The 24788-nt window shown below is 71.2% G+C and carries 19 protein-coding genes; 15 read left to right on the forward strand and 4 right to left on the reverse strand.

All coding sequences use genetic code 11. From position 1 onward, the window contains the following. On the forward strand, nt 1-1701 hold a 1701-nt coding region (gene polA / locus L0B03_RS02115; RefSeq protein ID WP_250443527.1), incomplete at its 5' end, for a DNA polymerase I. Between the two features lie 68 nt (nt 1702-1769). Here polA and L0B03_RS02120 read toward each other — a convergent pair. Further along, entirely contained in the window at nt 1770-2600 is an 831-nt protein-coding gene (locus tag L0B03_RS02120) for a class I SAM-dependent methyltransferase (RefSeq protein WP_250443529.1), read from the reverse strand. Nucleotides 2601-2772: 172 nt separating this feature from the next. Between L0B03_RS02120 and L0B03_RS02125 the strand changes: the two genes are divergently transcribed. From L0B03_RS02125 to L0B03_RS02170, 10 genes are all read left to right on the forward strand, one after another. Next, entirely contained in the window at nt 2773-4404 is a 1632-nt protein-coding gene (locus L0B03_RS02125) for an ABC transporter substrate-binding protein (protein WP_250443571.1), read from the forward strand. Nucleotides 4405-4420: 16 nt separating this feature from the next. Further along, the gene (locus L0B03_RS02130; protein ID WP_250443531.1) at nt 4421-5425 is read left to right on the forward strand and encodes an ABC transporter permease; all 1005 of its coding nucleotides are present in this window, start codon (nt 4421-4423) and stop codon (nt 5423-5425) included. Further along, entirely contained in the window at nt 5422-6372 is a 951-nt protein-coding gene (locus L0B03_RS02135) for an ABC transporter permease (protein ID WP_250443534.1), read from the forward strand. The genes L0B03_RS02130 and L0B03_RS02135 overlap by 4 nt, the downstream gene beginning before the upstream one ends. Then, entirely contained in the window at nt 6369-8120 is a 1752-nt protein-coding gene (locus L0B03_RS02140; protein WP_250443537.1) for an ABC transporter ATP-binding protein, read from the forward strand. The genes L0B03_RS02135 and L0B03_RS02140 overlap by 4 nt, the downstream gene beginning before the upstream one ends. Nucleotides 8121-8257: 137 nt before the next feature. Continuing rightward, the gene (locus L0B03_RS02145; protein ID WP_250443541.1) at nt 8258-9283 is read left to right on the forward strand and encodes an ATP-dependent 6-phosphofructokinase; all 1026 of its coding nucleotides are present in this window, start codon (nt 8258-8260) and stop codon (nt 9281-9283) included. Nucleotides 9284-9453: 170 nt separating this feature from the next. Then, nucleotides 9454-10959, forward strand: a complete 1506-nt coding sequence (gene rpsA, locus L0B03_RS02150; protein ID WP_250443544.1) for a 30S ribosomal protein S1 — start codon at nt 9454-9456, stop codon at nt 10957-10959. Nucleotides 10960-11154: 195 nt separating this feature from the next. Next, on the forward strand, nt 11155-11790 hold the full coding sequence (gene coaE, locus L0B03_RS02155) for a dephospho-CoA kinase (RefSeq protein ID WP_250443573.1): 636 nt from the start codon (nt 11155-11157) through the stop codon (nt 11788-11790). Continuing rightward, complete coding sequence (locus L0B03_RS02160; RefSeq protein WP_250443548.1) at nt 11787-12494, forward strand: pyroglutamyl-peptidase I; 708 nt, start codon at nt 11787-11789, stop codon at nt 12492-12494. Before coaE ends, L0B03_RS02160 begins: the two co-directional genes overlap by 4 nt. Before the next feature lie 41 nt (nt 12495-12535). Beyond that, complete coding sequence (gene uvrB, locus L0B03_RS02165) at nt 12536-14641, forward strand: excinuclease ABC subunit UvrB (protein ID WP_250443551.1); 2106 nt, start codon at nt 12536-12538, stop codon at nt 14639-14641. Between the two features lie 212 nt (nt 14642-14853). After that, entirely contained in the window at nt 14854-15960 is a 1107-nt protein-coding gene (locus L0B03_RS02170) for a TerC family protein (protein WP_250443553.1), read from the forward strand. 29 nt (nt 15961-15989) lie between these two features. On the opposite strand, the gene L0B03_RS02175 is transcribed toward L0B03_RS02170, so the two are convergent. Continuing rightward, nucleotides 15990-16340 carry a YciI family protein gene (locus tag L0B03_RS02175; RefSeq protein WP_250443556.1) on the reverse strand — a complete coding sequence of 117 codons (351 nt, stop codon included), beginning with the start codon at nt 16338-16340 and terminating at the stop codon, nt 15990-15992. 155 nt (nt 16341-16495) lie between these two features. Between L0B03_RS02175 and L0B03_RS02180 the strand changes: the two genes are divergently transcribed. Continuing rightward, the gene (locus tag L0B03_RS02180; RefSeq protein ID WP_250443559.1) at nt 16496-17791 is read left to right on the forward strand and encodes a serine/threonine-protein kinase; all 1296 of its coding nucleotides are present in this window, start codon (nt 16496-16498) and stop codon (nt 17789-17791) included. After that, nucleotides 17788-18378 carry a hypothetical protein gene (locus tag L0B03_RS02185; protein WP_250443561.1) on the forward strand — a complete coding sequence of 197 codons (591 nt, stop codon included), beginning with the start codon at nt 17788-17790 and terminating at the stop codon, nt 18376-18378. Before L0B03_RS02180 ends, L0B03_RS02185 begins: the two co-directional genes overlap by 4 nt. Nucleotides 18379-18381: 3 nt before the next feature. On the opposite strand, the gene L0B03_RS02190 is transcribed toward L0B03_RS02185, so the two are convergent. Beyond that, the gene (locus tag L0B03_RS02190; RefSeq protein ID WP_250443563.1) at nt 18382-19161 is read right to left on the reverse strand and encodes an MBL fold metallo-hydrolase; all 780 of its coding nucleotides are present in this window, start codon (nt 19159-19161) and stop codon (nt 18382-18384) included. Nucleotides 19162-19268: 107 nt separating this feature from the next. Here L0B03_RS02190 and uvrA point away from each other — a divergent pair, with 107 nt between their 5' ends. Next, nucleotides 19269-22142 (forward strand): excinuclease ABC subunit UvrA, encoded by a 2874-nt coding sequence (gene uvrA, locus L0B03_RS02195; RefSeq protein WP_250443565.1) that lies wholly within the window; start codon nt 19269-19271, stop codon nt 22140-22142. A gap of 39 nt (nt 22143-22181) precedes the next feature. Here the strand turns inward: uvrA and L0B03_RS02200 are convergent, their stop codons facing one another. Then, nucleotides 22182-22688, reverse strand: a complete 507-nt coding sequence (locus L0B03_RS02200; protein ID WP_250443567.1) for an OsmC family protein — start codon at nt 22686-22688, stop codon at nt 22182-22184. An 87-nt stretch (nt 22689-22775) separates the two neighbouring features. Here L0B03_RS02200 and uvrC point away from each other — a divergent pair. Continuing rightward, nucleotides 22776-24788: excinuclease ABC subunit UvrC (gene uvrC / locus L0B03_RS02205; protein ID WP_250443569.1), on the forward strand; the 2013-nt coding region annotated here is incomplete at its 3' end.

Consider the following 24788-nt stretch of genomic DNA (forward strand, 5'->3'; position numbering starts at 1 on the left):
ACCCTGGCGGTCGACGTGACGGGCCGGGGCACCCCGGCGGAGGGTGACGCCTGGGCCCTGGCCGTGGCGGACGGCGCGGACAGTGCCATCGCCCTCGACCTCGCCGCGCTGGTCCCGGAGGACGAGCAGACGCTCGCCGCCTGGCTCGCCGACCCTGCCGCGGGTAAGGCGGTGCACGGCGCCAAGGACGGCTGGCACGCCTTGGCCGGGCGCGGTCTCGAGCTGGCCGGCGTCCGTTTCGACACCCTGCTCGCGGCCTACCTGTGCCACCCGGACCAGCGGTCGTACGACCTGGCTGATCTCTCGATCCGGCACCTGCGACGCGAGCTGCGCACCGACAGCACGGCGTCCTCGGGCCAGGGAGCCCTCGACCTCGACCTCGACGGCGGCTCCGAGGCGCAGCGCTCCGGGGTCCGGGCCGCGGCGGTCGCGGAGCTGTCGGAGGTGCTCGCGGTCGAGCTCGCGGACCGAGGGTCGGCGCACCTGCTCGAGGAGGTCGAGCTCCCGCTCGTGAGGGTCCTCGCGAGGATGGAGAGCACCGGCATCGCGGCGGACCTGGACTACCTCACCGAGCTCGAGGCGCACTTCGCCGCGGGGGTGGCCGACGCCGCCGCCGAGGCCTACGCGGTGATCGGACGGGAGGTGAACCTGGGGTCGCCCAAGCAGCTGCAGGAGGTGCTGTTCGACCAGCTGGAGATGCCCAAGACGAAGAAGATCAAGACCGGGTACACCACCGATGCGGCCTCCCTCACGGACCTGTTCGAGCGGACCCAGCACCCTTTCCTGGCGCACCTCCTGGCCCATCGGGACGCCTCCCGCCTACGGCAGACGGTCGAGGGTCTGATCCGCTCGATCGGCGCCGACGGGCGGATCCACACGACCTTCCAGCAGACCATCGCGGCCACCGGACGGCTGTCCTCGACCGATCCCAACCTGCAGAACATCCCGATCCGTACCGAGGCCGGCCGCCAGATCCGTCGTGCCTTCGTCGTCGGGACCGGCTTCGAGACCCTGCTGACCGCCGACTACAGCCAGATCGAGATGCGCATCATGGCCCATCTCTCCGGGGACGCGGGCCTGATCGAGGCATTCCGGTCGGGGGAGGACCTGCACAACTTCGTCGGGGCGCGGGTCTTCGGCGTGGGCACCGACGAGGTCACCCCGGCCATGAGGTCGAAGATCAAGGCGATGTCCTACGGCCTGGCCTACGGCCTGTCCTCCTTCGGGCTGTCGAAGCAGCTGGCGATCTCGGTGGGGGAGGCCTCCGGGCTCATGGAGGACTACTTCGCCCGCTTCGGCGGCGTGCGGGACTACCTGGCCGGCGTGGTCGACGAGGCCCGTCGGACGGGGTACACGGCGACGATCCTCGGGCGCCGCCGCTACCTGCCGGACCTCACCAGCGACAACCGTCAGCGGCGTGAGATGGCCGAGCGCATGGCCCTCAACGCCCCCATCCAGGGCAGCGCGGCCGACCTCATCAAGGTCGCGATGCTCGGGGTGGACGCTCGGCTGCGCGAGGGGGGGCTGCGCTCCAGGGTGCTGCTGCAGGTGCACGACGAGCTCGTCCTCGAGGTCGCGCCGGGGGAGCGGGAGGACGTCGAGGGGCTCGTCCGCGCCGAGATGGGGACGGCGGCCGACCTCTCGGTCCCGCTGGACGTCTCGGTGGGCACCGGGTCGAGCTGGCACGAGGCCGGCCACTGAGCCTCGAGCGACAGCCCCGGCCATCGCGGCATCGACCCTCGCACGAGCAGGTCTCAGGGCCCGGTCGCTCAGGTGCGGGCTCGGCCCGTGGCGGTGGGTAGGCGACAGCGCATGATCATGGTGCCGGGGAGGTAGGCGCCACGCACCGGGCCCCATCCTCCCCAGGTGCGGTCGTGGCCGGCCGGCCAGGGGGGCTCGACGATCCCTTCGACGAGGAAGCCGGCTCCGACCACCTCGGCCACGTGGTCGCCGACCGTCCGGTGGTACTCGGCGTAGGCGACCCGACCCTCCTCGTCGGTCTCGACGTAGGGGCGCCGGTCGAAGTAGGAGCGGATCGCTGTCAGGCCGTGCTGCGAGGGATCGTCCGCGAACGCCCACCGCAGGGGATGGGTGACGGCGAAGACCCACCTGCCGCCCGGCCGGAGCACCCGTGCGACCTCGGCGTGCACGGCCGCGGCGTCGGGGACGAAGGGGATGGCGCCGAATGCCGTGAAGGCGGTGTCGACGCTCTCATCGGCGAAGGGCAGGGCGCGGGCGTCAGCGACCACGGCTGGGCTCCGCACCCCGGCCGCTCGGTCCAGGCCCGCGCCGGCGGCCATCATCCCCGGGGAGACGTCGGTGGCGACCACGTGGGCGCCGTGGGCGGCGAGCCAGCGCGAGCACTGCGCAGCACCCGCGCCGATCTCCAGGACCCGCCGCCCGGAGACAGGCCCGAGCAGTCTGGCGTCGGCCTCGCGGAGCCCTTCGGGGCACCAGCAGAAGTCAGCGGCGCCCAGGAACTCGCCGTGCTCCTCGAGGTACTCCTGGGCGTTCCGGTCCCACCACCCGCGTGCGGCACGGCCGCCGTCCAGGTCGGGGACCTCGAAGAACCCGGCCTCGGTGGGCGGAAGACGGGTCATACCAGTACCTTTCTCTGGGTCACGGCTGTCACGGCCCGGTAACACCCCGGACACAGGGTGCCCCTAGCCTCAGCCCAGTCCCGAGCTGACCGGCTCGTCGACGTGCCTATCGACAACGGGAGATCGTGTGAGGACCATACTCAAGGCGACCGCGGTGACGGTCGCAGCGGCCATGGCGCTGAGCGCCTGCGCCGCGAGCGAGCGGGACGAGAACGAGGGCGAGGACGGGGGCGACAGCACGTCGTCGGGCCGCGACACCTTCATCTTCGCGGCCTCAGCCGACCCCGCATCCCTCGACCCGGCCTTCGCCAACGACGGAGAGTCCTTCCGCGTGGCCCGGCAGATCTTCGAGGGGCTCGTGGGCACCGAGCCTGGCACGGCCGACCCGGCCCCCCTGCTCGCCGAGTCCTGGGAGGTGAGCGAGGACGGCCTCGAGTACGCCTTCGACCTCAAGCAGGACGTGACGTTCCACGACGGCACCCCCTTCGACGGCGAAGCGGTCTGCGCGAACTTCGAGCGCTGGAACAACTTCACGGGCGTGCTCCAGTCCGAGAGCCTCTCCTACTACTGGCAGAAGGTGAACGGCGGGTTCGCGAGCAGCGACGTCGAGTCCCTCGACGGGACCGGCAAGTACGAGAGCTGTACCGCGCCTGACGAGCACACCGCTGTCATCACCCTCGCCTCGCCCCTGCCCGAGTTCATCTCGGCCCTCTCCCTGCCGTCCTTCTCGATGCAGTCCCCGGCGGCCCTCGAGGAGTACGGCGCGGACGACGTGGGCGGCGACTCCGCCGCGCCGGTGCTCCCTGAGTACGCCACGGAGCACCCCACGGGCACCGGCCCGTTCGTCTTCGACTCGTGGACCCGCGGTCAGGAGGTCGTGCTCGCCGGGAACCCGGACTACTGGGGTGAGCAGGGGCAGGTGCAGCGGATCATCTTCACCGTGATCGACGACCCGACCGCTCGCCGCCAGGCACTCCAGGCCGGCGACATCGACGGCTACGACCTCGTCGGCCCCGCGGACGTCGTCGCGCTCGAGGAGGAAGGGTTCCAGATCGTCGACCGCGAGCCCTTCAACATCCTCTACCTCGGCATGAACCAGGCCGACCCCGAGCTGGAGGACCTCACGGTGCGCCAGGCGATCGCCCACGCGGTCAACAAGGAGGCGCTCGTGGCGCAGACCCTGCCCGAGGGCACCGAGGTCGCGACGAACTTCGTCCCGCCGTCGGTGGCGGGGTGGAGCGGAGACGTCGAGACATACGAGTACGACCCCGAGCGGGCGCGGGAGCTCCTCGCCGAGGCGGGGAAGTCCGACCTCACGATCGACTTCAACTACCCGACCAACGTCTCGCGGCCGTACATGCCGACCCCCGAGCAGGTCTTCCAGTCGATCAGCGCCGACCTCGAAGAGGTCGGGATCACGGTCAACGCCGTGCCCGAGCCGTGGGCCCCGGACTACCTCGACCGCATGCAGGGCACCCCTGACCACGGCCTGCACCTGCTCGGATGGACCGGGGACTACAACGACACGTACAACTTCATCGGTGTGTTCTTCGGTGCCGAGTCGAACGAGTGGGGCTTCGACGACCCCGAGCTGTTCCAGATGATCGGCGACGCGCGCTACCAGACGAGCGTCGACGACCAGACGGCGGCCTACGAGGCGGCCAACGAGGCGATCCTCGAGCGGCTGCCCGGCGTCCCGCTCGCCCACCCGGTGCCCTCCCTCGCGTTCAGCCCCTCGGTCCAGGGATACCCGGCCTCGCCGGTCCAGGACGAGGTCTACAACGTGATCACGCTCGACGACTGAGGGCCGGCCAGGATCGATGCTCCGTCTTGTCATGCAGCGCCTCGCGCTGCTGGTCCCGACCCTGCTCGGGTTGTCGGTCCTGCTGTTCCTCTGGGTACGCGCACTCCCAGGAGGGCCCGCCACGGCCCTCCTGGGAGAGCGCGCCACCCCTGACGCCGTCGAGCGCATCAATGCGCTGTACGGGTTCGACCGCCCTCTGGTCGAGCAGTACCTGACCTGGCTGGGGCAGCTCCTCCAGGGCAACTTCGGCACCTCGACCCGCACCGGGCGACCGGTGCTGGACGAGTTCCTCGTCCGCTTCCCGGCGACCATCGAGCTCACGCTGCTGGCCCTGGTCATCGCGGTGGGGGTGGGCATCCCGCTGGGGTACCTCGCGGCGCGGCACCAGGGACGAGCGCTGGACCACACCACGGTCGGAGCCTCGCTGCTCGGGGTCACGATCCCGGTCTTCTTCCTCGCGTTCCTCCTCAAGTACCTCTTCGCCGTCCAGCTCGGGTGGTTCCCCTCCGCCGGGCGCCAGGACCCCGCCATGATCGCGACCCACCCGACCGGCTTCTACGTCGTGGACGGGCTGCTCACCCGCGAGTGGGACGCCGCGTGGGACGCGGTGGCGCACCTGATCCTGCCTGCGGTGGCCCTCGGCTCGATCCCGCTGGCGATCATCACGCGGATCACGCGGGCGTCCGTCATCGAGGTCCAGAACGCGGACTACGTCCGGACCGCGCGGGCCAAGGGGCTGCGGCCGCCACGGCTGCGTCGACGGGTCGTGCTGCGCAACGCGATGCTGCCGGTGTCGACCACCATCGGCCTGCAGGTCGGCCTGCTCCTGTCGGGGGCGGTCCTGACCGAGACCGTCTTCGCCTTCAACGGGATCGGCAGCTTCCTCGCCAACGCGGTCTTCAACCTGGACTACGCCGTGCTGCAGGGGTTCATCCTCTTCATCGCTGTCGTCTACGCCGTGGTGAACCTGGCCGTGGACGTGTCCTACGGCCTCATCGACCCGAGGATGCGAGTGCGATGACCACCGATCCGAGTGCCCAGTCCCTCGTGAACGCGACCGCCGGAGAGGCGACAGGTTCCCCGGGCTCCTCCGGCCGGGACGCCGGAGCGAGCATCTGGCGGGTCGCGGCCCGCCGGCTCCGCCGCAACCCGGGCGCCGTCCTGGGGGGCGTCATCGTGCTGGTCTTCGTCCTGGTGGCGCTCCTGGCCCCGGTCCTCGCGGCCTACGGGCCCGAGGCTCTGCCGGGGCGGACCGAGATCCGGCCGACCTACATCCCCGGGCCTTCGGCCGAGTACCCGTTGGGGCTCGACCGCTACGGCGGGGACCTCCTGTCCAAGCTCATCTGGGGTGCCCGAGCCTCCTTGTTGATCGGCGTGCTCTCGACGTTGCTCGGGCTCCTCGGGGGGGCGCTGCTCGGCCTGCTGGCCGGGGCGTTCGGCGGCTGGGTCGACTCGGCCACGATGCGCCTGGTCGACCTCATGCTGTCGGTGCCCTCGCTGCTGCTCGCCGTGTCGATCGCCGCGGTGATCGGGCAGTCCTCGACCGCCGTGATCATCGCGATCGGTGTGGTGCAGGTGCCGATCTTCGCGCGGCTCCTGCGGGGCACCATGCTCTCCCAACGGGGCCAGGACTACGTGCTCGCGGCACGCTCCTTGGGCCTGTCCCGCCGGACCGTGACGATGAGCCACGTGCTGCCCAACAGCCTCGGCCCGGTGATCGTGCAGGCCACCCTGATGCTCGCGACCGCCGTGATCGAGGCCGCAGCCCTGTCCTTCCTGGGCCTCGGCGGCGGGTCGCCCACGACGCCCGAGTGGGGCCGGATGCTCACGGCGGCGCAGAACGAGCTCGAGGTCGCTGCTCGGCTCGCCCTCCTGCCCGGGGCGTGCATCGCCGTGACCGCGCTCGGCTTCACCCTCTTCGGTGAGGCGCTGCGCGAGGCCCTCGACCCCAAGACCAGGAAGCGGTGACCACCGTGGCCGATCCGCTGCTGAGCATCCGCGACCTCGAGGTGACCTTCACCACCGAGGACGGCCCGACGACGGCGGTCCGCGGGGCGAGCTTCGACGTGATGCCCGGCGAGACCGTGGCGGTGGTCGGGGAGTCGGGCTCGGGCAAGTCGACCACGGCGATGGCCGTCATCGGTCTGCTGGCCCAGAACGGTCACGTGTCGGGTGGGCAGATCCTGGTCGACGGCCAGGACGTCGCGACCTTGGGCGGGGCCGGCATGGCGCGGATGCGTGGCCGCGTCATCGGCATGGTCCCGCAGGACCCGATGTCCAACCTCAACCCTGTCGCGCGGGTCGGGGACCAGATCGTCGAGGCCCTCGAGGACAACGGGGTGGCCCGCGGCGGAGCGGCCCGGCGGCGGGCGATCGAGCTCCTCGAGGAGGCCGGACTGCCGGACGCGGCGCGTCGGGCCGGCCAGTACCCCCACGAGTTCTCGGGGGGCATGCGACAGCGGGCCCTCATCGCGATGGGGCTGTCCTGCCGACCGAGGCTCCTCATCGCGGACGAGCCGACCTCGGCCCTGGACGTCACGGTCCAGCGCACCATCCTCGACCGGCTCGAGGCGTTGACCACCGACCTCGGCACGGCGGTCCTGCTCATCACCCACGACCTGGGGCTCGCCGCCGAGCGCGCCGCCAAGATCGTCGTGATGTACCGGGGGGAGGTGGTCGAGGTGGGTCCGGCCTCCCGCCTGCTGACCGACCCCCAGCACGAGTACACGCGTCGGTTGCTGGCTGCCGCACCCTCCCTCGCCTCGCGTCGCATCCAGCTCGCTCGGAGGCAGGGCGTGACCTCCGCGGTCGGTGACGACCTGCTGGCCATGTCTGCCGAGCCGTCCGCGGGCGCGAGCGCCTGGCCGCAGGCCGGGTCCGGCGAACCCTCCGGAGGTGGCGACGCCGCGCCGATCGTCGAGGTCAAGGACGTGAGCAAGGTCTTCACCCTGCGGGGCTCGGGGCTGTTCTCCCGGGGACAGCGCTTCACGGCCGTCGATGGCGTGAGCTTCCAGATCCCCCGCGGCAAGACCGTCGCGATCGTGGGTGAGTCAGGTTCTGGCAAGTCGACGGTGGCACGGATGATGCTCGACCTCATCCCCCCGACCTCGGGCGAGATCACGTTCAACGGACGGGCTGTCGGCGGGACCGACCGCGCCGCCGAGGTGCGCTTCCGGCGTCAGGTGCAGCCCATCTTCCAGGACCCCTACGCCTCGCTCGACCCCCTCTACACGATCCACCGGACGATCGAGGAGCCGCTGAGGGCGCACCGGTTCGGTACCGCGGCCGAGCGGCGGGACCGGGTCCACGCCCTCATGACGGACGTGGCGCTGCCCCTCGACCTGCTGGGTCGGTACCCGGCCGAGCTCTCGGGAGGGCAGCGTCAGCGGGTGGCGATCGCCCGGGCCCTCGCGCTGAACCCCGACCTCGTGGTGTGCGACGAGGCGGTCTCGGCCCTCGACGTCATCGTCCAGTCCCAGATCCTGCACCTGCTCGCGGACCTCCAGCACCGGTTGGGCCTGAGCTACCTGTTCATCAGTCACGACCTGGCCGTGGTGCGGCAGATCGCGGACCACGTCTGCGTCATGGAGCGCGGCAGGATCGTCGAGCAGGGCACGGTCGACGACGTCTTCGACCGTCCGCAGCAGGAGTACACCAGGGTCCTCCTCGACGCGATCCCGGGCAGGGACCTCCAGCTCGGCCTCGAGGCGGGCTGAGTGCCGCGAGAGCCTGTTGCTCTCCGACGGGCGGGACCCAGGGCCTGATCGGCTGCGCTTCGAGTGGCTAGGGTGGGCGTCACGGGTGCGCGACGACGCGTCGGACCCGGCCCCCGAGCGATGAAGGAGTGTCACGCGTGCGTGTCGGACTACTGACGGGTGGCGGGGACTGCCCCGGCCTCAACGCGGCGATCCGCGCCGTCGTGAAGCACGGCGAGGGCCGCTACGGCCACTCGATCATCGGCTTCCGCAACGGGTGGAAGGGGGTGGTCGACGGAGATGTGCTGCCGATGGGCCGACAGCACATCCGCAACGTCCTCCCGGTCGGCGGGACGCTGCTGGGTACGGCGCGCTTCCACCCCAAGGCCGAGGACGGGAGCCTGGACGCCGTCATGGCGACCCTCGAGGCGGAGCGGATCGAGGCGCTGATCTGCATCGGCGGTGACGGCACGCTGCACGCTGCGAGCAAGGTGGCCGAGGCAGGGGTGAAGATCGTCGCGATCCCGAAGACGATCGACAACGACGTCGCGGGGACCGACCTCTCGATCGGCTTCCACACCGCTGTCAACATCGCGACCGAGGCGATCGACCGGGTGCACACCACGGCGGAGAGCCACAACCGCGTCATGGTGGTCGAGGTCATGGGCCGCCACGCGGGATGGATCGCGGTCAACGCCGGGATCGCCGGCGGGGCCGAGCTCGTCCTGGCCCCCGAGGAGCCCTTCGACATCGAGCAGGTCGTCAAGTTCCTCAAGCACCGCCACCGCGCTCACGCCAACTTCTCGATCGTCGTGGTGGCCGAGGGGGCCGAGCCCCGCGAGGGCGGGGCGATGGACTACACCACCCAGGTGGGCAAGTACGGGGAGATCATCGCCGGGGCCATCGGGGATCGTCTGGCCCACGAGATCGAGCAGCGCACCGGCTTCGACACGCGCGTCACGATCCTGGGACACGTGCAGCGCGGCGGGTCACCCACGCCGACCGACCGGATCCTCGGCAGCCGCTTCGGGGTCGCGGCGATGGACGCCATCTCGGAGGGGAAGAGCGGCGTCATGACCGCCCTGCGCGGAGAGCGCGTCGAGCTGGTCCCGCTCGCCGAGGTCGCCGGCAAGGTCAAGCACGTCCCGCTGGACCTGCTCCGCGTGGCGCAGGCCCTCGCCTGAGCGGCCGTCGGGCGAGCGCCCGTCGCATGCTTTGACCGTGGCTTCCTCCCACGCCTAGGATGGGATGAGGCGTGGCACGTCTGCGCGCCCGGATCTGGATCCCGTGATCCCGCATCCCGCACCACTCCCTGTCCGCACTACTCCCTGTCCGCATCGGAGCTCGAAACTCAATGACCATCTCCACCCCTACGAAGTCGAGCACGCCGCAGGTCGCGATCAACGACATCGGCTCGGCCGAGGACTTCCTCGCTGCGATCGACGCGACCATCAAGTACTTCAACGACGGCGACATCGTCGAAGGAACCATCGTCAAGGTCGACCGTGACGAGGTTCTGCTCGACATCGGTTACAAGACCGAGGGCGTCATCCCCTCGCGCGAGCTCTCGATCAAGCACGACGTCGACCCGGACGAGGTCGTCAAGGTCGGCGACGAGGTCGAGGCCCTGGTCCTCCAGAAGGAGGACAAGGAGGGTCGTCTGATCCTGTCCAAGAAGCGTGCGCAGTACGAGCGCGCCTGGGGCACGATCGAGAAGATCAAGGAGGAGGACGGCGTCGTCACCGGCACCGTCATCGAGGTCGTCAAGGGTGGGCTCATCCTCGACATCGGCCTCCGCGGCTTCCTCCCCGCCTCCCTCGTCGAGATGCGGCGCGTCCGCGACCTCCAGCCGTACGTCGGCAAGGAGATCGAGGCCAAGATCATCGAGCTCGACAAGAACCGCAACAACGTGGTCCTGTCGCGCCGTGCCTGGCTCGAGCAGACGCAGTCCGAGGTGCGGTCGACCTTCCTGCAGACCCTGCAGAAGGGCCAGGTCCGTCCCGGCGTCGTCTCCTCGATCGTCAACTTCGGTGCCTTCGTGGACCTGGGCGGCGTGGACGGGCTCGTCCACGTCTCGGAGCTGTCCTGGAAGCACATCGACCACCCCTCCGAGGTCGTCGAGGTCGGCCAGGAGGTCACGGTCGAGGTCCTGGACGTCGACTTCGACCGCGAGCGGGTCTCGCTGTCGCTCAAGGCGACGCAGGAGGACCCGTGGCAGGCCTTCGCCCGGACGCACGCGATCGGTCAGGTCGTGCCCGGCAAGGTCACCAAGCTGGTCCCCTTCGGCGCCTTCGTGCGCGTCGAGGACGGCATCGAGGGCCTGGTGCACATCTCCGAGCTGGCCGTGCGTCACGTCGAGCTGCCCGAGCAGGTCGTCAACGTCGGCGACGAGACCTTCGTCAAGGTCATCGACATCGACCTCGAGCGCCGTCGTATCTCGCTCTCGCTCAAGCAGGCCAACGAGGGGCTCGACCCCACGAGCGAGGACTTCGACCCGGCTCTGTACGGCATGGCCGCGGAGTACGACGAGAAGGGGAACTACAAGTACCCCGAGGGCTTCGACCCCGAGACCAACGAGTGGCTCGAGGGCTACGAGTCGCAGCGCGAGACGTGGGAGGCGCAGTACGCCGCCGCCCAGTCGCGGTGGGAGTCGCACAAGAAGCAGGTGCTCGAGGCGCAGCAGGCCGACGCCGACGCCGCCAACGCACCGGCCGCCACCGCGACGAGCAGCAGCAGCAGCAGCTCGAGCGCTCCGGCACCGGCGAGCAACTACTCCTCGGCCCCGGTCGACCAGGGCAGCGGCACCCTGGCCTCGGACGAGGCCCTCGCTGCTCTGCGCGAGAAGCTCACCGGGAACTGACGCACGTCGTCACCCCATGGCTCCGGGCCGGTCACCTTCGGGTGGCCGGCCCGTGGTCGTTCCAGGACGTGGAGGGTCCGCGCGGCCCGAGGCCTGGCCGGGTCCGCCTGCCGGGGCCGGTCCGGGGAGACGGTCCCAGGCCACGACTAGGCTCGAGGCATGAGCACACGGACTGGGCCAGTGCCCGAGCCCCACGTGCTGCGTGTGGGGCTCACCGGAGGTATCGCCTCGGGGAAGTCGACCGCCGCGGCGCGGTTGGCCGAGCTCGGGGCCGCGGTCGTGGATCACGACCTGCTGGCCCGTGAGGTGCTCGGGCCCGGGACGCGGGGCCTGCGAGCAGTGGTTCACGCCTTCGGCCCCGAGGTCCTCGACGCCGACGGCGCCCTCGACCGCGCCGCCCTCGCCGCCGTCGTCTTCGGTGACCTCGCTGCGCGCGAACGCCTCAACGCCGTGGTCCATCCGCGAGTGCGGTGGTCGGCGGGAGAGCGTGAGGCGGAGCTCGTCGCCGAAGGGCACCACGTGGTCGTGCACGACATCCCGTTGCTGGTGGAGACGGGGCAGGCCGGGCACTTCGACGTGCTGGTGGTCGTCGACGCCCCGGCGGAGCTGCGCGTCCGTCGCCTCGTGGACGGCCGTGGGCTGACCGAGCAGGACGCGTGGGCCCGGGTCGCGGCCCAGGCGGCCGACGACGAGCGCAGGGCCGCCGCGGACGTCGTGCTGGACGGCTCGCAGCGGGTGTCAGACCTGTACGCGCAGGTCGACGAGCTGTGGCGAGGCTGGCGCCAGAGGGCTCCCGCGGCTTCCCCGGCCCCTCGCCCCACGCAGGCATGAGCATCCAGGAGCCCTCGGCCCGACCCGGCGCCACGACGGGCGCAGGGGGCGTCCTCGTCACGGCCTTCGCACCGTTCGGCGGACGGAGCACGAACACCTCGGCCCTCGTGGCCGACGCCCTGGCCGCACGATGGGCTGGGCCCGAGCCGCTCCGGGTGGAGGTCCTCCCGGTCTCGTTCGCCAGAGCACGCACGGCCCTGACCGCGCTGGTCGAGGACCAGAGTCCTGCCCTGGTCCTCTGCCTCGGTGAGGCCGGAGGGCGGGACCGGCTGGGCCTCGAGCGGGTGGCCCTCAACCTCATGGACGCCAGGATCCCGGACGAGGACGGACACTCCCCGGTCGACCTGCCCGTCGAGGCCGGTGGCCCGCTGGCTCTGATGGGCTCGCTCCCGGTCAAGGCCTGCTTCGCCCGGCTCCGCGCGCGCGAGTTCCCGGTCGAGGTGTCGATGACGGCGGGCACGTATGTGTGCAACGCCACCTACTACGCCCTCATGCGTCTCCTGGCCGATCGCCCGGCTGCCCGCGGCGGCTTCGTGCACGTGCCGGCGTTGCCCGACCTCATGAGCGGTCCCGATGCCTCCCCGCATCCCGCGCCCTCCTCGGTGCGCGAGGTCGAGGTCCTGGCGGAGGCCGTGGAGACGATCCTGCTGACCTCGTTGTCGGTGGCCGAGGACCTCGCCCTCACCGCCGGTCGGGAGGACTGAGCCCGCAGGCCGGTGTCGGTGCTTGGACGTACGGTTGTCCCATGCGTCCTGTTACCGACCTGCAGCGATCGGCTGCCCCGTTCGAGGTCGTCTCGGACTACTCGCCCTCGGGGGACCAGCCCCAAGCCATCCACGAGCTCACGCAGCGGGTGCAGGCGGGGGAGAAGGACGTCGTGCTGCTGGGCGCCACCGGGACCGGCAAGTCGGCGACCACGGCCTGGCTCGTCGAGAAGCTGCAGCGTCCCACGCTCATCATGGCGCCCAACAAGACCCTCGCAGCACAGCTCGCGACGGAGTTCCGCGAGCTCCTGCCCCACAACACGGTCGAGTACTTCGTCTCCTACTACGACTACTACCAGCCCGAGGCGTACATCGCGCAGTCGGACACCTACATCGAGAAGGACTCCTCGATCAACGAGGAGGTCGAGCGCCTGCGCCACTCCGCGACGAACAACCTGCTGACGCGGCGGGACGTCGTCGTCGTGGCCTCGGTCTCGTGCATCTACGGCCTGGGCACCCCTCAGGAGTACGTCGACAGGATGGTGCACCTGTCGGTCGGCGACCAGATCGAGCGGGACCAGCTGCTCCGGCAGTTCGTCACGATGCAGTACACCCGCAACGACATGGCGTTCACCCGTGGCACCTTCCGGGTCCGGGGGGACACGGTCGAGATCATCCCGGTCTACGAGGAGCTGGCGATCCGGATCGAGTTCTTCGGTGACGAGATCGAGGCGATCCACGCCCTGCACCCGTTGACCGGTGAGGTGCTGCGCTCCCAGCAGGACACCTACGTCTTCCCGGCCTCGCACTACGTCGCCGGTCCGGAGCGCATGGAGCGCGCGATCGCGAGCATCGAGACCGAGCTCGAGGAGAGGCTCGCCGAGCTCGAGCGCCAGAACAAGCTGCTCGAGGCCCAGCGGTTACGGATGCGCACCACCTACGACATCGAGATGATGCGGCAGGTCGGCAGCTGCTCGGGGATCGAGAACTACTCGCGGCACATCGACGGCCGTGAGCAGGGCACCCCACCGCACACGCTGCTCGACTACTTCCCCGAGGACTTCCTGCTCGTCATCGACGAGTCGCACGTGACCGTCCCGCAGATCGGGGCCATGTTCGAGGGGGACATGTCCCGCAAGCGGGCGCTCGTCGAGCACGGCTTCCGGCTCCCGAGCGCGATGGACAACCGCCCGCTCAGGTGGGAGGAGTTCGTCGAGCGGATCGGCCAGACGGTCTACCTCTCGGCGACCCCGGGTGCCTACGAGCTCTCTCAGTCCGACGGGGTGGTCGAGCAGATCATCCGCCCGACCGGGCTGATCGACCCGGAGGTCGTCGTCAAGCCGACGACGGGACAGATCGACGACCTGCTCGAGGAGATCCGGCAGCGGGTGGGCCGGGACGAGCGCGTCCTGGTCACCACCCTGACCAAGAAGATGTCCGAGGACCTGACCGACTACCTCCTCGAGAAGGACGTGCGGGTCCGCTACCTGCACTCCGAGGTCGACACCCTGCGACGGGTGGAGCTGCTGCGCGAGCTGCGGCTCGGGCAGTACGACGTGCTGGTGGGGATCAACCTCCTGCGTGAGGGCCTCGACCTGCCTGAGGTGTCGCTGGTGAGCATCCTGGACGCCGACAAGGAGGGCTTCCTGCGGTCCGGCACGTCCCTCATCCAGACGATCGGCCGCGCCGCGCGCAACGTCTCCGGCCAGGTCCACATGTACGCGGACAAGATCACCCCCGCGATGGCCACCGCCATCGACGAGACCAACCGCCGCCGCGAGAAGCAGGTCGCCTACAACCTTGAGCACGGGATCGACCCGACCCCGTTGCGCAAGCGGATCAGCGACGTCACGGACATGCTCGCCCGGGAGGACATCGACACCGCCCAGCTCCTCGAGGGGGGCTACCGCAACGCGGGCAAGGGCAAGGCCCCGGTCCCCGCCGGCGGGAAGGGCAAGGCCGCCACCTCGGAACGTGCCCGCCTGGCAGCGGTTCCTGCGAGCGAGCTCGCCGACCTCATCCAGGAGCTGAGCGAGCAGATGCGAGGTGCTGCGGCCGAGCTGCAGTTCGAGCTCGCCGCGCGGCTCCGGGACGAGATCTCGGGGCTCAAGAAGGAGCTCCGAGACATGCAGGCCGCGACCGCCTGACGAGCCAGGGGCCCGGCCCGGCGGGGTGAGGTCACGCTCCGCGCTCGGCGTGACCTATCGTTGGCATGGTTGGAGGGGAGTACTCCCGGCGCGGTGGTGTCGTCATCACGGCTGACCTCGTCGTCGGCCCGGTGCCATCGGTTCGCGCGTTCGTCGACGCTCGGGCGGAGGAGACCTCCGGTACCCCGTTGCTACGTACCGGAGGATCACCTGTGGACGTCCCCACCTGGGTCTGGGCTGCGACCGTGCTCGGCGTGCTCGGCCTGCTCGTCTTCGACTTCTACGCCCACGTGCGCACCCCGCACGAGCCGACGTTTCGCGAGTCGGCGACGTGGTCAGCCGTCTACATCGCCCTCGCCATCCTGTTCGGGGTGGGCCTGCTGGCGGTCTGGGGGCCCGGGCACGGAGGTGAGTACTTCGCCGGGTACGTGACTGAGAAGAGCCTGTCGGTCGACAACCTCTTCATCTTCCTCATCATCATGACGCGGTTCGCCGTCCCGCGGCCCTACCAGCAGAAGGTCTTGCTCGTCGGGGTCGCGATCGCGCTGTTCCTGCGGGGGCTCTTCATCTGGGCCGGGGCGGCGGCCATCGAGCAGTTCTCCTGGGTCTTCTACGTCTTCGGTGCCTTCCTCGTGTACACGGCGATCAAGCTCGCTCGTGAGCACCACCAGGACGACGCCCCGGCCGAGTTCCACGAGAACCGGATGCTGCGCCTCGCGCGCCGTGTGCTGCCGACGACGACCGAGTACCACGGCGACCGCCTGACGGTCGTCCAGCACGGCCGCCGCCTCGTCACCCCGATGCTCCTCGTGATGATCGCGATCGGCTCGACCGACGTGCTCTTCGCCCTCGACTCGATCCCGGCGATCTTCGGCCTGACGAAGGAGCCGTACATCGTCTTCACCACCAACGCCTTCGCCCTCCTGGGCCTGCGCCAGCTGTACTTCCTCATCGGCGGGCTGCTCGAGCGTCTGGTGTACCTCTCGCAAGGGCTGTCGTTCATCCTCGCCTTCATCGGCGTGAAGCTCGTGCTCGAGGCCATGCACACCAACGAGGTGCCGTTCATCAACCGCGGGGAGCACGTGGCGTGGGCGCCAGAGATCCCGATCTGGCTGTCGCTCACCGTGATCCTCGGCACGCTGACCGTCGCGACGGTGGCAAGTCTCATCTCCACCCGTCGAGCGCGGGTCGTGGCGGATGCTCAGCGCCAGGCCCAGGAGCAGGGACTCGGCACCCCCGCCGAGGAGCTCGACAGCCCAGCGACCGTCGTACCCCGGGGCGACTCGGCGGAGGGCGGGTCGGGCGAGGCGTCTCGCTGACCTCGGCAGCACGTCCTCGTTCGGTGGGGTCAGCCCCAGGGGCCGAGCACGGGGTCCCAGGCGCGGAGCGTGCGCGACGCGACCAGGCCCTCGACCCAGAACGGGTCGGCGTCCAGCAGCGCGGCCACCGCGGCCGGACCTTCCGCACGCAGGACGAGCATCGCTCCGGGCTGCTCGGCTCCGGGAACGGGGAGGGGCGTGGCAGCCTCCTGGGCGCCGCCGGGCGTGGTCGTCGGCTCGGCGACCCCGACCCACGGCCCGCTCGCGAGGAGATCGCCGGTGGCGAGCAACGAGCGCAGGTACTGCCGGTGGCGAGGTCGGACCTCGTCCCGCAGGGCAGCTCGGTCGTCGTAGACGTAGTGGACGCAGTAGGTCGTCATGGCGCCATTCTCCCGCTTCTGACGAGCGGGTGAACCTGCGCCTCCCAGGGTGCGCCCCACGTCGCCCCGCTCTACCGTGCTGAGGAGCCGGAGGGCTGGCCCGCAATGCCTCGGGACCTGCCTGGCCGCGCGAGGACGAGGACGAGGAGGGGCTGGTGGGCTTGGTGGACGTCGCCCGCGGTGTCGTCCTCGACGGCCGGTATCGGGTCGAGGAGGTCCTCGGCCAAGGGGGTATGGCCACGGTCTACCGTGCGCACGACGAGGTGCTCGGTCGGGACGTCGCGGTGAAGCTCTTCCCGCCCACGCCGGACGCCGACGAGGTCCTGCGGCACCAGGCAGAGATGCGGGTGCTGGCGCGCCTGAGTCACCCGGGGCTGGTGACCTTGCACGACGCGGGATCGGCCTACGCCGGTGGACCGCTGCACCAGACGTACCTCGTCATGGAGCTCGTCCGCGGTCCCACCCTCGCGGACCGACTCGTCACGGGACGGATGCCCGCCATCCACGTGGCCCGGGCCGGACGTCAGCTCGCCGAGGCCCTGGCCACGGTGCACGACGCCGGGGTGGTGCACCGCGACATCAAGCCGGCCAACGTCCTCATGGTGGAGGCGGAGGAGTCCGAGCACCTGTCCGCGGACCAGGCACTGACGACGGGCCCGATCGTCAAGCTCGCCGACTTCGGCATCGCCCGGCTCGCAGACGGCGCTCGGCTCACGATGACCGGGACCACCCTCGGGACGGCGACCTACCTCGCCCCCGAGCAGGCCGCAGGCGTCGAGGTCGGCCCGGCTGCCGACGTGTACGCCCTGGGGCTCGTGCTCCTGGAGTGCCTCACCGGTCGCAGGGCGTTCACCGGGACGGTCGTCGAGGTCGCAGCCGCCCGCTTGACCACCTCTCCCCAGGTCCCCCGGGAGCTGGGACCGGAGTGGCTCGCGCTGCTCGAGGGCATGACGGCCCGGCACCCGGAGGCACGCCCGAGGATGACCGCGGTCGCCGCCACCCTCGCGGCACTCCTCGGGGAGTCCACCGGCGAGCTGTCGCCGAGCGGAGAGGGCCTCGACACCCAGGCGCACCCGGCCCCGGCGGACGGTCCCGGAGCCTCTGGGGAGCCGCGCGCAGCGGTCCTTCGTTCCGGGGAACCAGTCGGACGGCCTGAACCACCGGCGCAGACCCGTCCGCTGCGCACCGGGGACGTGGTGGCGGCCCGCACGCGCCGGACGAGCGAGCCCAGGGGGTCGGCTGCTGCCGAGCCAGAGGAGGACCGGGTCCACGCGCCCGCCCGGTGGACGACCGCCCACACGCTGCTCGCCGCCCTCGGGATCGTCGTGCTGATCGGCATCGGGATGCTGCTCTCCCGGTCGACCTCGACGCCGGAGCCGCCGATCTACCCGGCCGTCGAGGGGTCGCTGGGGGACGCCCTCGACGAGCTTGCTGTGAGCGTGGCCCCATGAGGCGCCGAGCGCTCGTCCTCCTCCTCGCCCTCCCCACCTCCCTGGTGCTGGCCGGGTGCGCAGCGCCCAGCGACCTGTCAGACGACGCGGCGGGCTCTCTCCAGGCCGCCGTGCTCGACCTCCACCGGGCGGCCGCAGAGGCGCGCTACGACGCCGCCGGGGTGGCAGCGGCCGAGGTTCGTGCTGCCCTGGACGCCGCCGCGGAGACGGGAGAGGTGTCCGTCGCGCGGTACCGCCAGATCGACGCCGCGCTCTCCGCCACCGAGGAGGAGCTCGCAGCCGTCGCAGGTCGCGCGGACGAGGAGCCCGCAGCGGACCAGGACCAGCTCGACGAGGAGGGGGCTGCCGACGTGTCCGCACCGTCCGAGGGGTCCGTACCGACGGCCGACGAGCCGCCCCGGGCACCCGCGCCGGCCCCGGGCGTCGAGGACGAGGTGCCCCACGAGGAGTCCCCTGCTCCGGCGCAGGGCAACGGCGGAGGTGCCGGTCCGGACGGCCGCGACGGCGCGCCCGGCCAGCAGAAGGTGCCGCCTGGCCAGCAGAAGGTGCCGCCGGGCCAGGCGAAGGGGCCTGGCAAGGCCCCCTGACTCTCACCAGCCGCGGGACCACCAGGACGCTAGGTGCGGTCGCTCGGCGCCGAGCCAGGTGTCTGCCCCGTGGCCCGGGTACACCCACGTCTGGTCGTCGAACCGGTCGAAGACGCGCTCGACGAGGTCCGTCATGAGGCTGTCGAAGGCCTCGGCGTCCGCGGTCTTCCCCGGCCCTCCCGGGAACAGGCTGTCCCCGGTCAGCAGGTGCACCCGCCCTGGGACCGTCCCCACCCTCCTCGTGCGGGCCGGCTCGCGGTAGGCCAGGGCGATCGAGCCCGGGGTGTGACCGCGCAGCCCGATCACCTCGAGGGTCAGGTGCCCGACGGGCAGCACCTCCCCGTGCCGGAGGGGGCGCACCCCGGGAACCGGCAGGGCGTCGGCGTCCTCCTGCCCGGCGACGGCCTCGGCCCCCGTGACGGCGAGGATCGAGGCGAGGGCGCCGGTGTGGTCCGCGTGACGGTGCGTGGTCACCACGGTGGCGAGCCGGGCGGCCCCCGAGCCCTCCCGGACCAGCTGGAGCAACCGGTCCGGCTCGGCCGCCGCGTCGACCAGCACCTGGGAACCGCTGGCTCGACAGGTGACCAGGTAGGCGTTGTTGTCCATCGGCCCGACCGAGAGCTTCCGGATGACGACCTCGTCCAGCTCGCGGGTCTGGGTCGGACCGCCGGTCAGGGCGCGGCCGTCGTAGGGCTGGTGCTCCGTGCGTCCTCCGGGGGTGCTGTGCCCAGGGGCGTCCGGCCCGGCGGTGCTCGCCCTCGGGGTGCTCGGCGTCGGGTCCATCCCGCCAGTCTGGCGCGCCCGTCGGGCAGGCGCGCGTGCAGGCTGGGGCCGACCGACCGATCTTCGAACAACTGTACGGATCTGTCCCGGCGACCTACCATGGTCCGGTGAACGACCGTCTCCGCGTCCAGGGTGCCCGCGAGCACAACCTCCGCAACGTCGACATCGACCTCCCTCGGGACAGCCTCATCGTCTTCACGGGCCTCTCGGGCTCCGGAAAGTCGTCGCTGGCCTTCGACACCATCTTCGCCGAGGGGCAGCGGCGCTACGTCGAGTCGCTCTCGGCCTACGCCCGCCAGTTCCTGGGGCAGATGGACAAGCCCGACGTCGACTTCATCGAGGGGCTCTCGCCCGCGGTCTCGATCGACCAGAAGTCCACCAATCGCAACCCGCGGTCCACCGTCGGGACGATCACCGAGGTCTACGACTACCTGCGGCTGCTCTTCGCCCGAGCGGGCACCCAGCACTGCCCGGTCTGCGGCGAGCAGGTGAGTCGCCAGACGCCCCAGCAGATCGTCGACCGGCTCCTCGAGCTCCCCGAGGGCACCCGGTACCAGGTGCTCGCACCAGTGGTCCGTGGCCGCAAGGGGGAGTACGCCGACCTCTTCACCGAGCTGCAGTCCAAGGGCTTCGCCCGTGCACGGGTCGACGGCGAGGTGGTGCAGCTGACCGAGCCGCCCACCCTCGAGAAGAAGCTCAAGCACACGATCGAGGTCGTGATCGACCGCCTGGTGGCCCGGGACGGCGTCCAGCGGCGGCTGACCGACTCGGTCGAGACGGCGCTCTCCCTCGCGGGTGGGCTCGTCGTGGTCGAGCTCGTCGACGCCGAGGAGGGGGATCCCGAGCGGGAGCGCCGCTTCTCCGAGCATCGGGCCTGCCCGAACGACCATCAGCTGGCCCTCGAGGAGATCGAGCCCCGCACCTTCTCCTTCAACGCCCCCTACGGCGCGTGCCCGGAGTGCACCGGTATCGGTAGCAGGCTCGAGGTCGACGCGGACCTCGTGATCCCCGACGAGGACGCGACCCTCGCCGACGGAGCGGTGGCCCCGTGGTCGCAGACCTCCTCGGAGTACTTCCAGCGGGTGCTCACCGCCCTCGCCGGCGAGCTCGGCTTCGGCATGGACGTCCCGTGGCGGGCGCTGCCCGAGCGCGCCCGCTCCGCGATCCTGTACGGCCAGGACCACAAGGTGCACGTCAAGTACAAGAACCGGTGGGGCCGGGAGCGGCAGTACAGCACGGGCTTCGAGGGCGTCGTCACCTTCATCGAGCGTCGGCACTCCGAGACCGAGTCGGACTGGTCCAAGGAGAAGTACGAGGCATTCATGCGGGAGGTGCCGTGCCCGGTCTGCGAGGGGGCCCGGCTCAAGCCCGAGGTGCTGGCGGTCCTCGTCGGTGGCCGCTCGATCGCGGACGTCTGCCGCATGCCGTTGCGCGAGGCCCGGGACTTCCTCGACGCCCTCGAGCTCGGTGCCCGCGAGCGGGCCATCGCGACCCAGGTGCTCAAGGAGATCCAGGACCGCCTGGGCTTCCTGCTGGACGTCGGCCTGGACTACCTGTCCCTCGAGCGCCCTGCCGGCACGCTCTCGGGCGGCGAGGCCCAGCGGATCAGGCTCGCGACCCAGATCGGGTCCGGGCTGGTCGGAGTCCTGTACGTGCTCGACGAACCCAGCATCGGGCTGCACCAGCGGGACAACCGGCGGTTGATCGACACGCTCACCCGTCTGCGCGACCTGGGGAACACCCTGATCGTCGTCGAGCACGACGAGGACACCATCCGTACCGCGGACTGGATCGTCGACATCGGCCCCGGCGCCGGGGAGCACGGTGGGCGGGTGGTCCACTCGGGGGACCTCGACGGCCTGCTCGCCTCGGACGAGTCGGTCACCGGTGCGTACCTCGCGGGACGCCGCTCGATCCCGATGCCGGCGGAGCGACGCGCCCCAGACCCCTCCCGGGAGATCACCGTCGTCGGGGCGCGTGAGCACAACCTGCGGGGCATCGACGTGAGCTTCCCGCTCGGGTGCCTCGTCGCGGTGACCGGCGTCTCCGGGTCGGGGAAGTCCACCCTCGTCAACGCGATCCTGCACACGGTGCTCGCGAACGAGCTCAACGGTGCTCGGCAGGTTCCCGGGCGGCACACCCGGGTGACGGGCCTGCACCACCTCGACAAGGTGGTGCACGTCGACCAGGGCCCCATCGGTCGCACGCCGCGGTCCAACCCCGCGACCTACACCGGGGTGTGGGACCACGTCCGTCGTCTCTTCGCCGAGACGACCGAGGCCAAGGTCCGGGGCTACATGCCGGGGCGGTTCTCCTTCAACGTCAAGGGCGGGCGCTGCGAGGCGTGCTCGGGGGACGGCACCATCAAGATCGAGATGAACTTCCTCCCGGACGTCTACGTGCCCTGCGAGGTGTGCCACGGCGCGCGGTACAACCGCGAGACCCTCGAGGTGCACTTCAAGGGCAAGACGGTCGCCGAGGTCCTCGACATGCCGATCGAGGAGGCCGCGGAGTTCTTCGCGGCGGTCCCGGCCATCTCGCGGCACCTCAAGACCCTCGTCGACGTCGGGCTCGGCTACGTCCGTCTGGGCCAGCCCGCACCGACCCTGTCCGGGGGCGAGGCCCAGCGGGTCAAGCTCGCGAGCGAGCTGCAGAAGCGGTCGAGCGGACGCACCATCTACGTGCTCGACGAGCCCACGACGGGCCTGCACTTCGAGGACATCCGCAAGCTCCTCGGAGTGCTCCAGTCCCTGGTCGACAAGGGCAACTCGGTGATCGTCATCGAGCACAACCTCGACGTGATCAAGAACGCCGACTGGGTGGTCGACATGGGCCCCGAGGGTGGCTCGGGGGGCGGGCTCGTCGTCGCCGAGGGCACCCCCGAGCAGATCGCGGCCTCGCCGGAGAGCCACACGGGACGCTTCCTGGCCGAAGCCCTCGAACCTGTGGTGGACCTCGTCGAGGCCCGCGCGAGCGCCTGAGGACCCGACGAGCCGGTCAGCCCGCCGGGAGGCCCCGGTTCAGGGGGATGCCTGCGCAACACGCAGCGGTGCCGGGTCGTGGCGGACCGGGAAGCTGACGGACCGCGCGATGAAGCAGTGCTCGTGGGCCTTGGCGTGCAGCGCCGCCAGATCCTCCTGCGTCACCTCGCGGCCGTCCTCGCGGTCTGCGCTCGCGACCGTGACGAGCGGGTGCAGGACGACGTGCGTGAACTGCCCGGCCCCGGCCGCCTCCACCCGCATCGTGCCCACCGCGTTGTCCACGTAGCCCACGACGACGACGCCGTCGAGGCTCGCGAGGTGCAGGAACCAGAGCATGTGGCACTGGGAGAGGGCCGCGACCAGGAGCTCCTCCGGGTTGTACCGCGCAGGGTCGCCGCGAAAGGTGGGGTCCGACGAGCCCAGGAGCACGGGCTTGCCCTGGAGGGACACCTCGTGATCGCGGCTGTAGGCGGTGTACGTGCGGGTCCCGGCCTCACCCGCTCCGGTCCAGGTGACTGTCGCGTTGTACGTGTGCAGGAGGCCCATCCAGCAACGCTAGCGGTGCCGCGCCCGGACCACCATGGCCCCTGCCCGTGGCGCGCGAGGTCGGTGGGCTGAACTACCCTCGACCGCATGGCCGATCCGGCGAGCTACCGCCCCCGCCCCGGTCAGGTGCCCGACTCCCCGGGGGTCTACCGCTTCCGCGACGAGCACGGCCGTGTGGTCTACGTCGGGAAGGCCAAGAGCCTCCGGTCTCGCCTCGCGAGCTACTTCCAGGACCTGACCGCCCTCCACCCCCGTACCCAGCAGATGGTGACCACTGCGGCCTCGGTCGAGTGGACCGTGGTGGGCACCGAGGTCGAGGCCCTGGCCCTCGAGTACTCCTGGATCAAGGAGTACGACCCCCGCTTCAACGTCAAGTACCGGGACGACAAGTCCTACCCCTACCTCGCGGTGACACTGGGGGACCAGTTCCCGCGGGTCCAGGTGATGCGCGGGGCCAAGCGGCCGGGAACGCGGTACTTCGGGCCCTACGCCCACGCCTGGGCGATCCGGGAGACGGTGGACCTCCTGCTGCGCGTCTTCCCCGTGCGGACCTGCTCGGCCGGTGTGTTCAAGCGCGCCGAGCAGGCCGGCCGGCCGTGCCTGCTGGGCTACATCGACAAGTGCTCGGCTCCCTGCGTGGGACGGGTCTCGCCCGAGGAGCACCGTGGCCTGGCGGAGGACTTCTGCGACTTCATGGCGGGGGACACCGCCAAGTTCGTCCGCCGGCTCGAGCGGCGCATGGCGGAGGCCGCCGAGAACCTCGAGTTCGAGGCGGCGGCGCGGCTGCGCGACGACGTCGCCGCCCTCCAGCGCGCCACCGAGAAGAATGCCGTCGTGCTGTCCGACGGGACGAGCGCGGACGTCTTCGCCCTGGTCGGGGACGAGCTCGAGGCTGCCGTCCAGGTGTTCCACGTCCGAGACGGACGGATCCGCGGCCAGCGCGGCTGGGTGGTCGAGAAGGTCGAGGACATCGGGGACGCCGAGCTGATCGAGCACCTCCTGCAGCAGGTCTACGGCGACGGGCTGCCGGCCACCCCGGGCCGCAGCTCGCAGGGTTCGGCCCGCCCCGAGCGGGAGCTCGTCCCGGGCAGCCCGGTCCCGCGCGAGGTGCTGGTCCCGGTGCTGCCCCCCGACGTCGAGCAGGTGCAGGACTGGCTGGGCTCGCTGCGGGGGGCGCGGGTGCAGGTCCGGGTGCCCCAGCGCGGGGACAAGAAGGACCTCGCCGAGACCGTGCGGCGCAACGCCGAGCAGGCCCTGGCGCTGCACCGGACCAGGCGCGCCGGCGACCTGACGACCCGGAGCCAGGCGCTCCGCGAGATCCAGGAGGCCCTCGAGCTCCCGTCGGCGCCGTTGCGGATCGAGTGCTACGACATCTCGACCACCCAGGGGACCCACCAGGTCGGGTCGATGGTGGTCTTCGAGGACGGTCTGGCGCGAACCTCCGAGTACCGCCACTTCGTGGTGCGGGGACCCGAGGGGGACGGCGCCCGCGACGACACCGCAGCCATGTACGAGGTGATCACCCGTCGCTTCCGGCGGTACCTCGAGGACCAGGCGCGGGCTGCAGGCGCGGGGGAGGTCCCCCTGGGCGGGCCTACCACGGGGGAGGTCGGGGCCGAGGTCCCCGAGCAGAAGGGTCGCTTCGCGTACCCGCCCAACCTCGTCGTCGTCGACGGCGGTGCTCCCCAGGTCGCCGCCGCGGCGCGTGCCCTGGCCGACCTCGGGATCGAGGACGTCGCGCTGTGCGGCCTCGCCAAGCGGCTCGAGGAGGTCTGGGTACCGGGTGAGGACTACCCGGTCATCCTGCAGCGGTCCTCCGAGGGGCTGTACCTGCTCCAGCGCCTGCGCGACGAGGCGCACCGCTTCGCCCTGCGGCACCACCGCTCGCGACGCAGCAAGGGCATGACCTCCTCGGCGCTGGACGAGGTCCCGGGTCTGGGCCCGGCCCGGCGTGCAGCCCTGCTCAAGCACTTCGGCTCGGTCGCGCGCATCCGCGCCGCCGAGGTCGAGGAGATCGCCGCGGTCCGGGGCATGGGGCGGCGGACGGCCGAGACCGTCCTCACGGCCCTGCGACCGGCCCCGCCCCAGGGCCCGGCCCCG

The organism is Actinotalea sp. C106 (genome assembly GCF_023630195.1).
GTDB lineage: Bacteria > Actinomycetota > Actinomycetes > Actinomycetales > Cellulomonadaceae > Actinotalea.

Excerpts from the sequence above, each read along its gene's own strand:
- L0B03_RS02175 (WP_250443556.1), bottom strand. The coding sequence starts at position 16,340 with ATGACGACCTACTGCGTCCACTACGTCTACGACGACCGAGCTGCCCTG.
- uvrB (WP_250443551.1), top strand. The coding sequence starts at position 12,536 with ATGCGTCCTGTTACCGACCTGCAGCGATCGGCTGCCCCGTTCGAGGTC.
- L0B03_RS02185 (WP_250443561.1), top strand. The coding sequence starts at position 17,788 with ATGAGGCGCCGAGCGCTCGTCCTCCTCCTCGCCCTCCCCACCTCCCTG.
- L0B03_RS02200 (WP_250443567.1), bottom strand. The coding sequence starts at position 22,688 with ATGGGCCTCCTGCACACGTACAACGCGACAGTCACCTGGACCGGAGCG.
- rpsA (WP_250443544.1), top strand. The coding sequence starts at position 9,454 with ATGACCATCTCCACCCCTACGAAGTCGAGCACGCCGCAGGTCGCGATC.
- L0B03_RS02130 (WP_250443531.1), top strand. The coding sequence starts at position 4,421 with ATGCTCCGTCTTGTCATGCAGCGCCTCGCGCTGCTGGTCCCGACCCTG.
- L0B03_RS02125 (WP_250443571.1), top strand. The coding sequence starts at position 2,773 with ATGGCGCTGAGCGCCTGCGCCGCGAGCGAGCGGGACGAGAACGAGGGC.
- L0B03_RS02160 (WP_250443548.1), top strand. The coding sequence starts at position 11,787 with ATGAGCATCCAGGAGCCCTCGGCCCGACCCGGCGCCACGACGGGCGCA.
- L0B03_RS02120 (WP_250443529.1), bottom strand. The coding sequence starts at position 2,600 with ATGACCCGTCTTCCGCCCACCGAGGCCGGGTTCTTCGAGGTCCCCGAC.
- L0B03_RS02190 (WP_250443563.1), bottom strand. The coding sequence starts at position 19,161 with ATGGACCCGACGCCGAGCACCCCGAGGGCGAGCACCGCCGGGCCGGAC.
- L0B03_RS02135 (WP_250443534.1), top strand. The coding sequence starts at position 5,422 with ATGACCACCGATCCGAGTGCCCAGTCCCTCGTGAACGCGACCGCCGGA.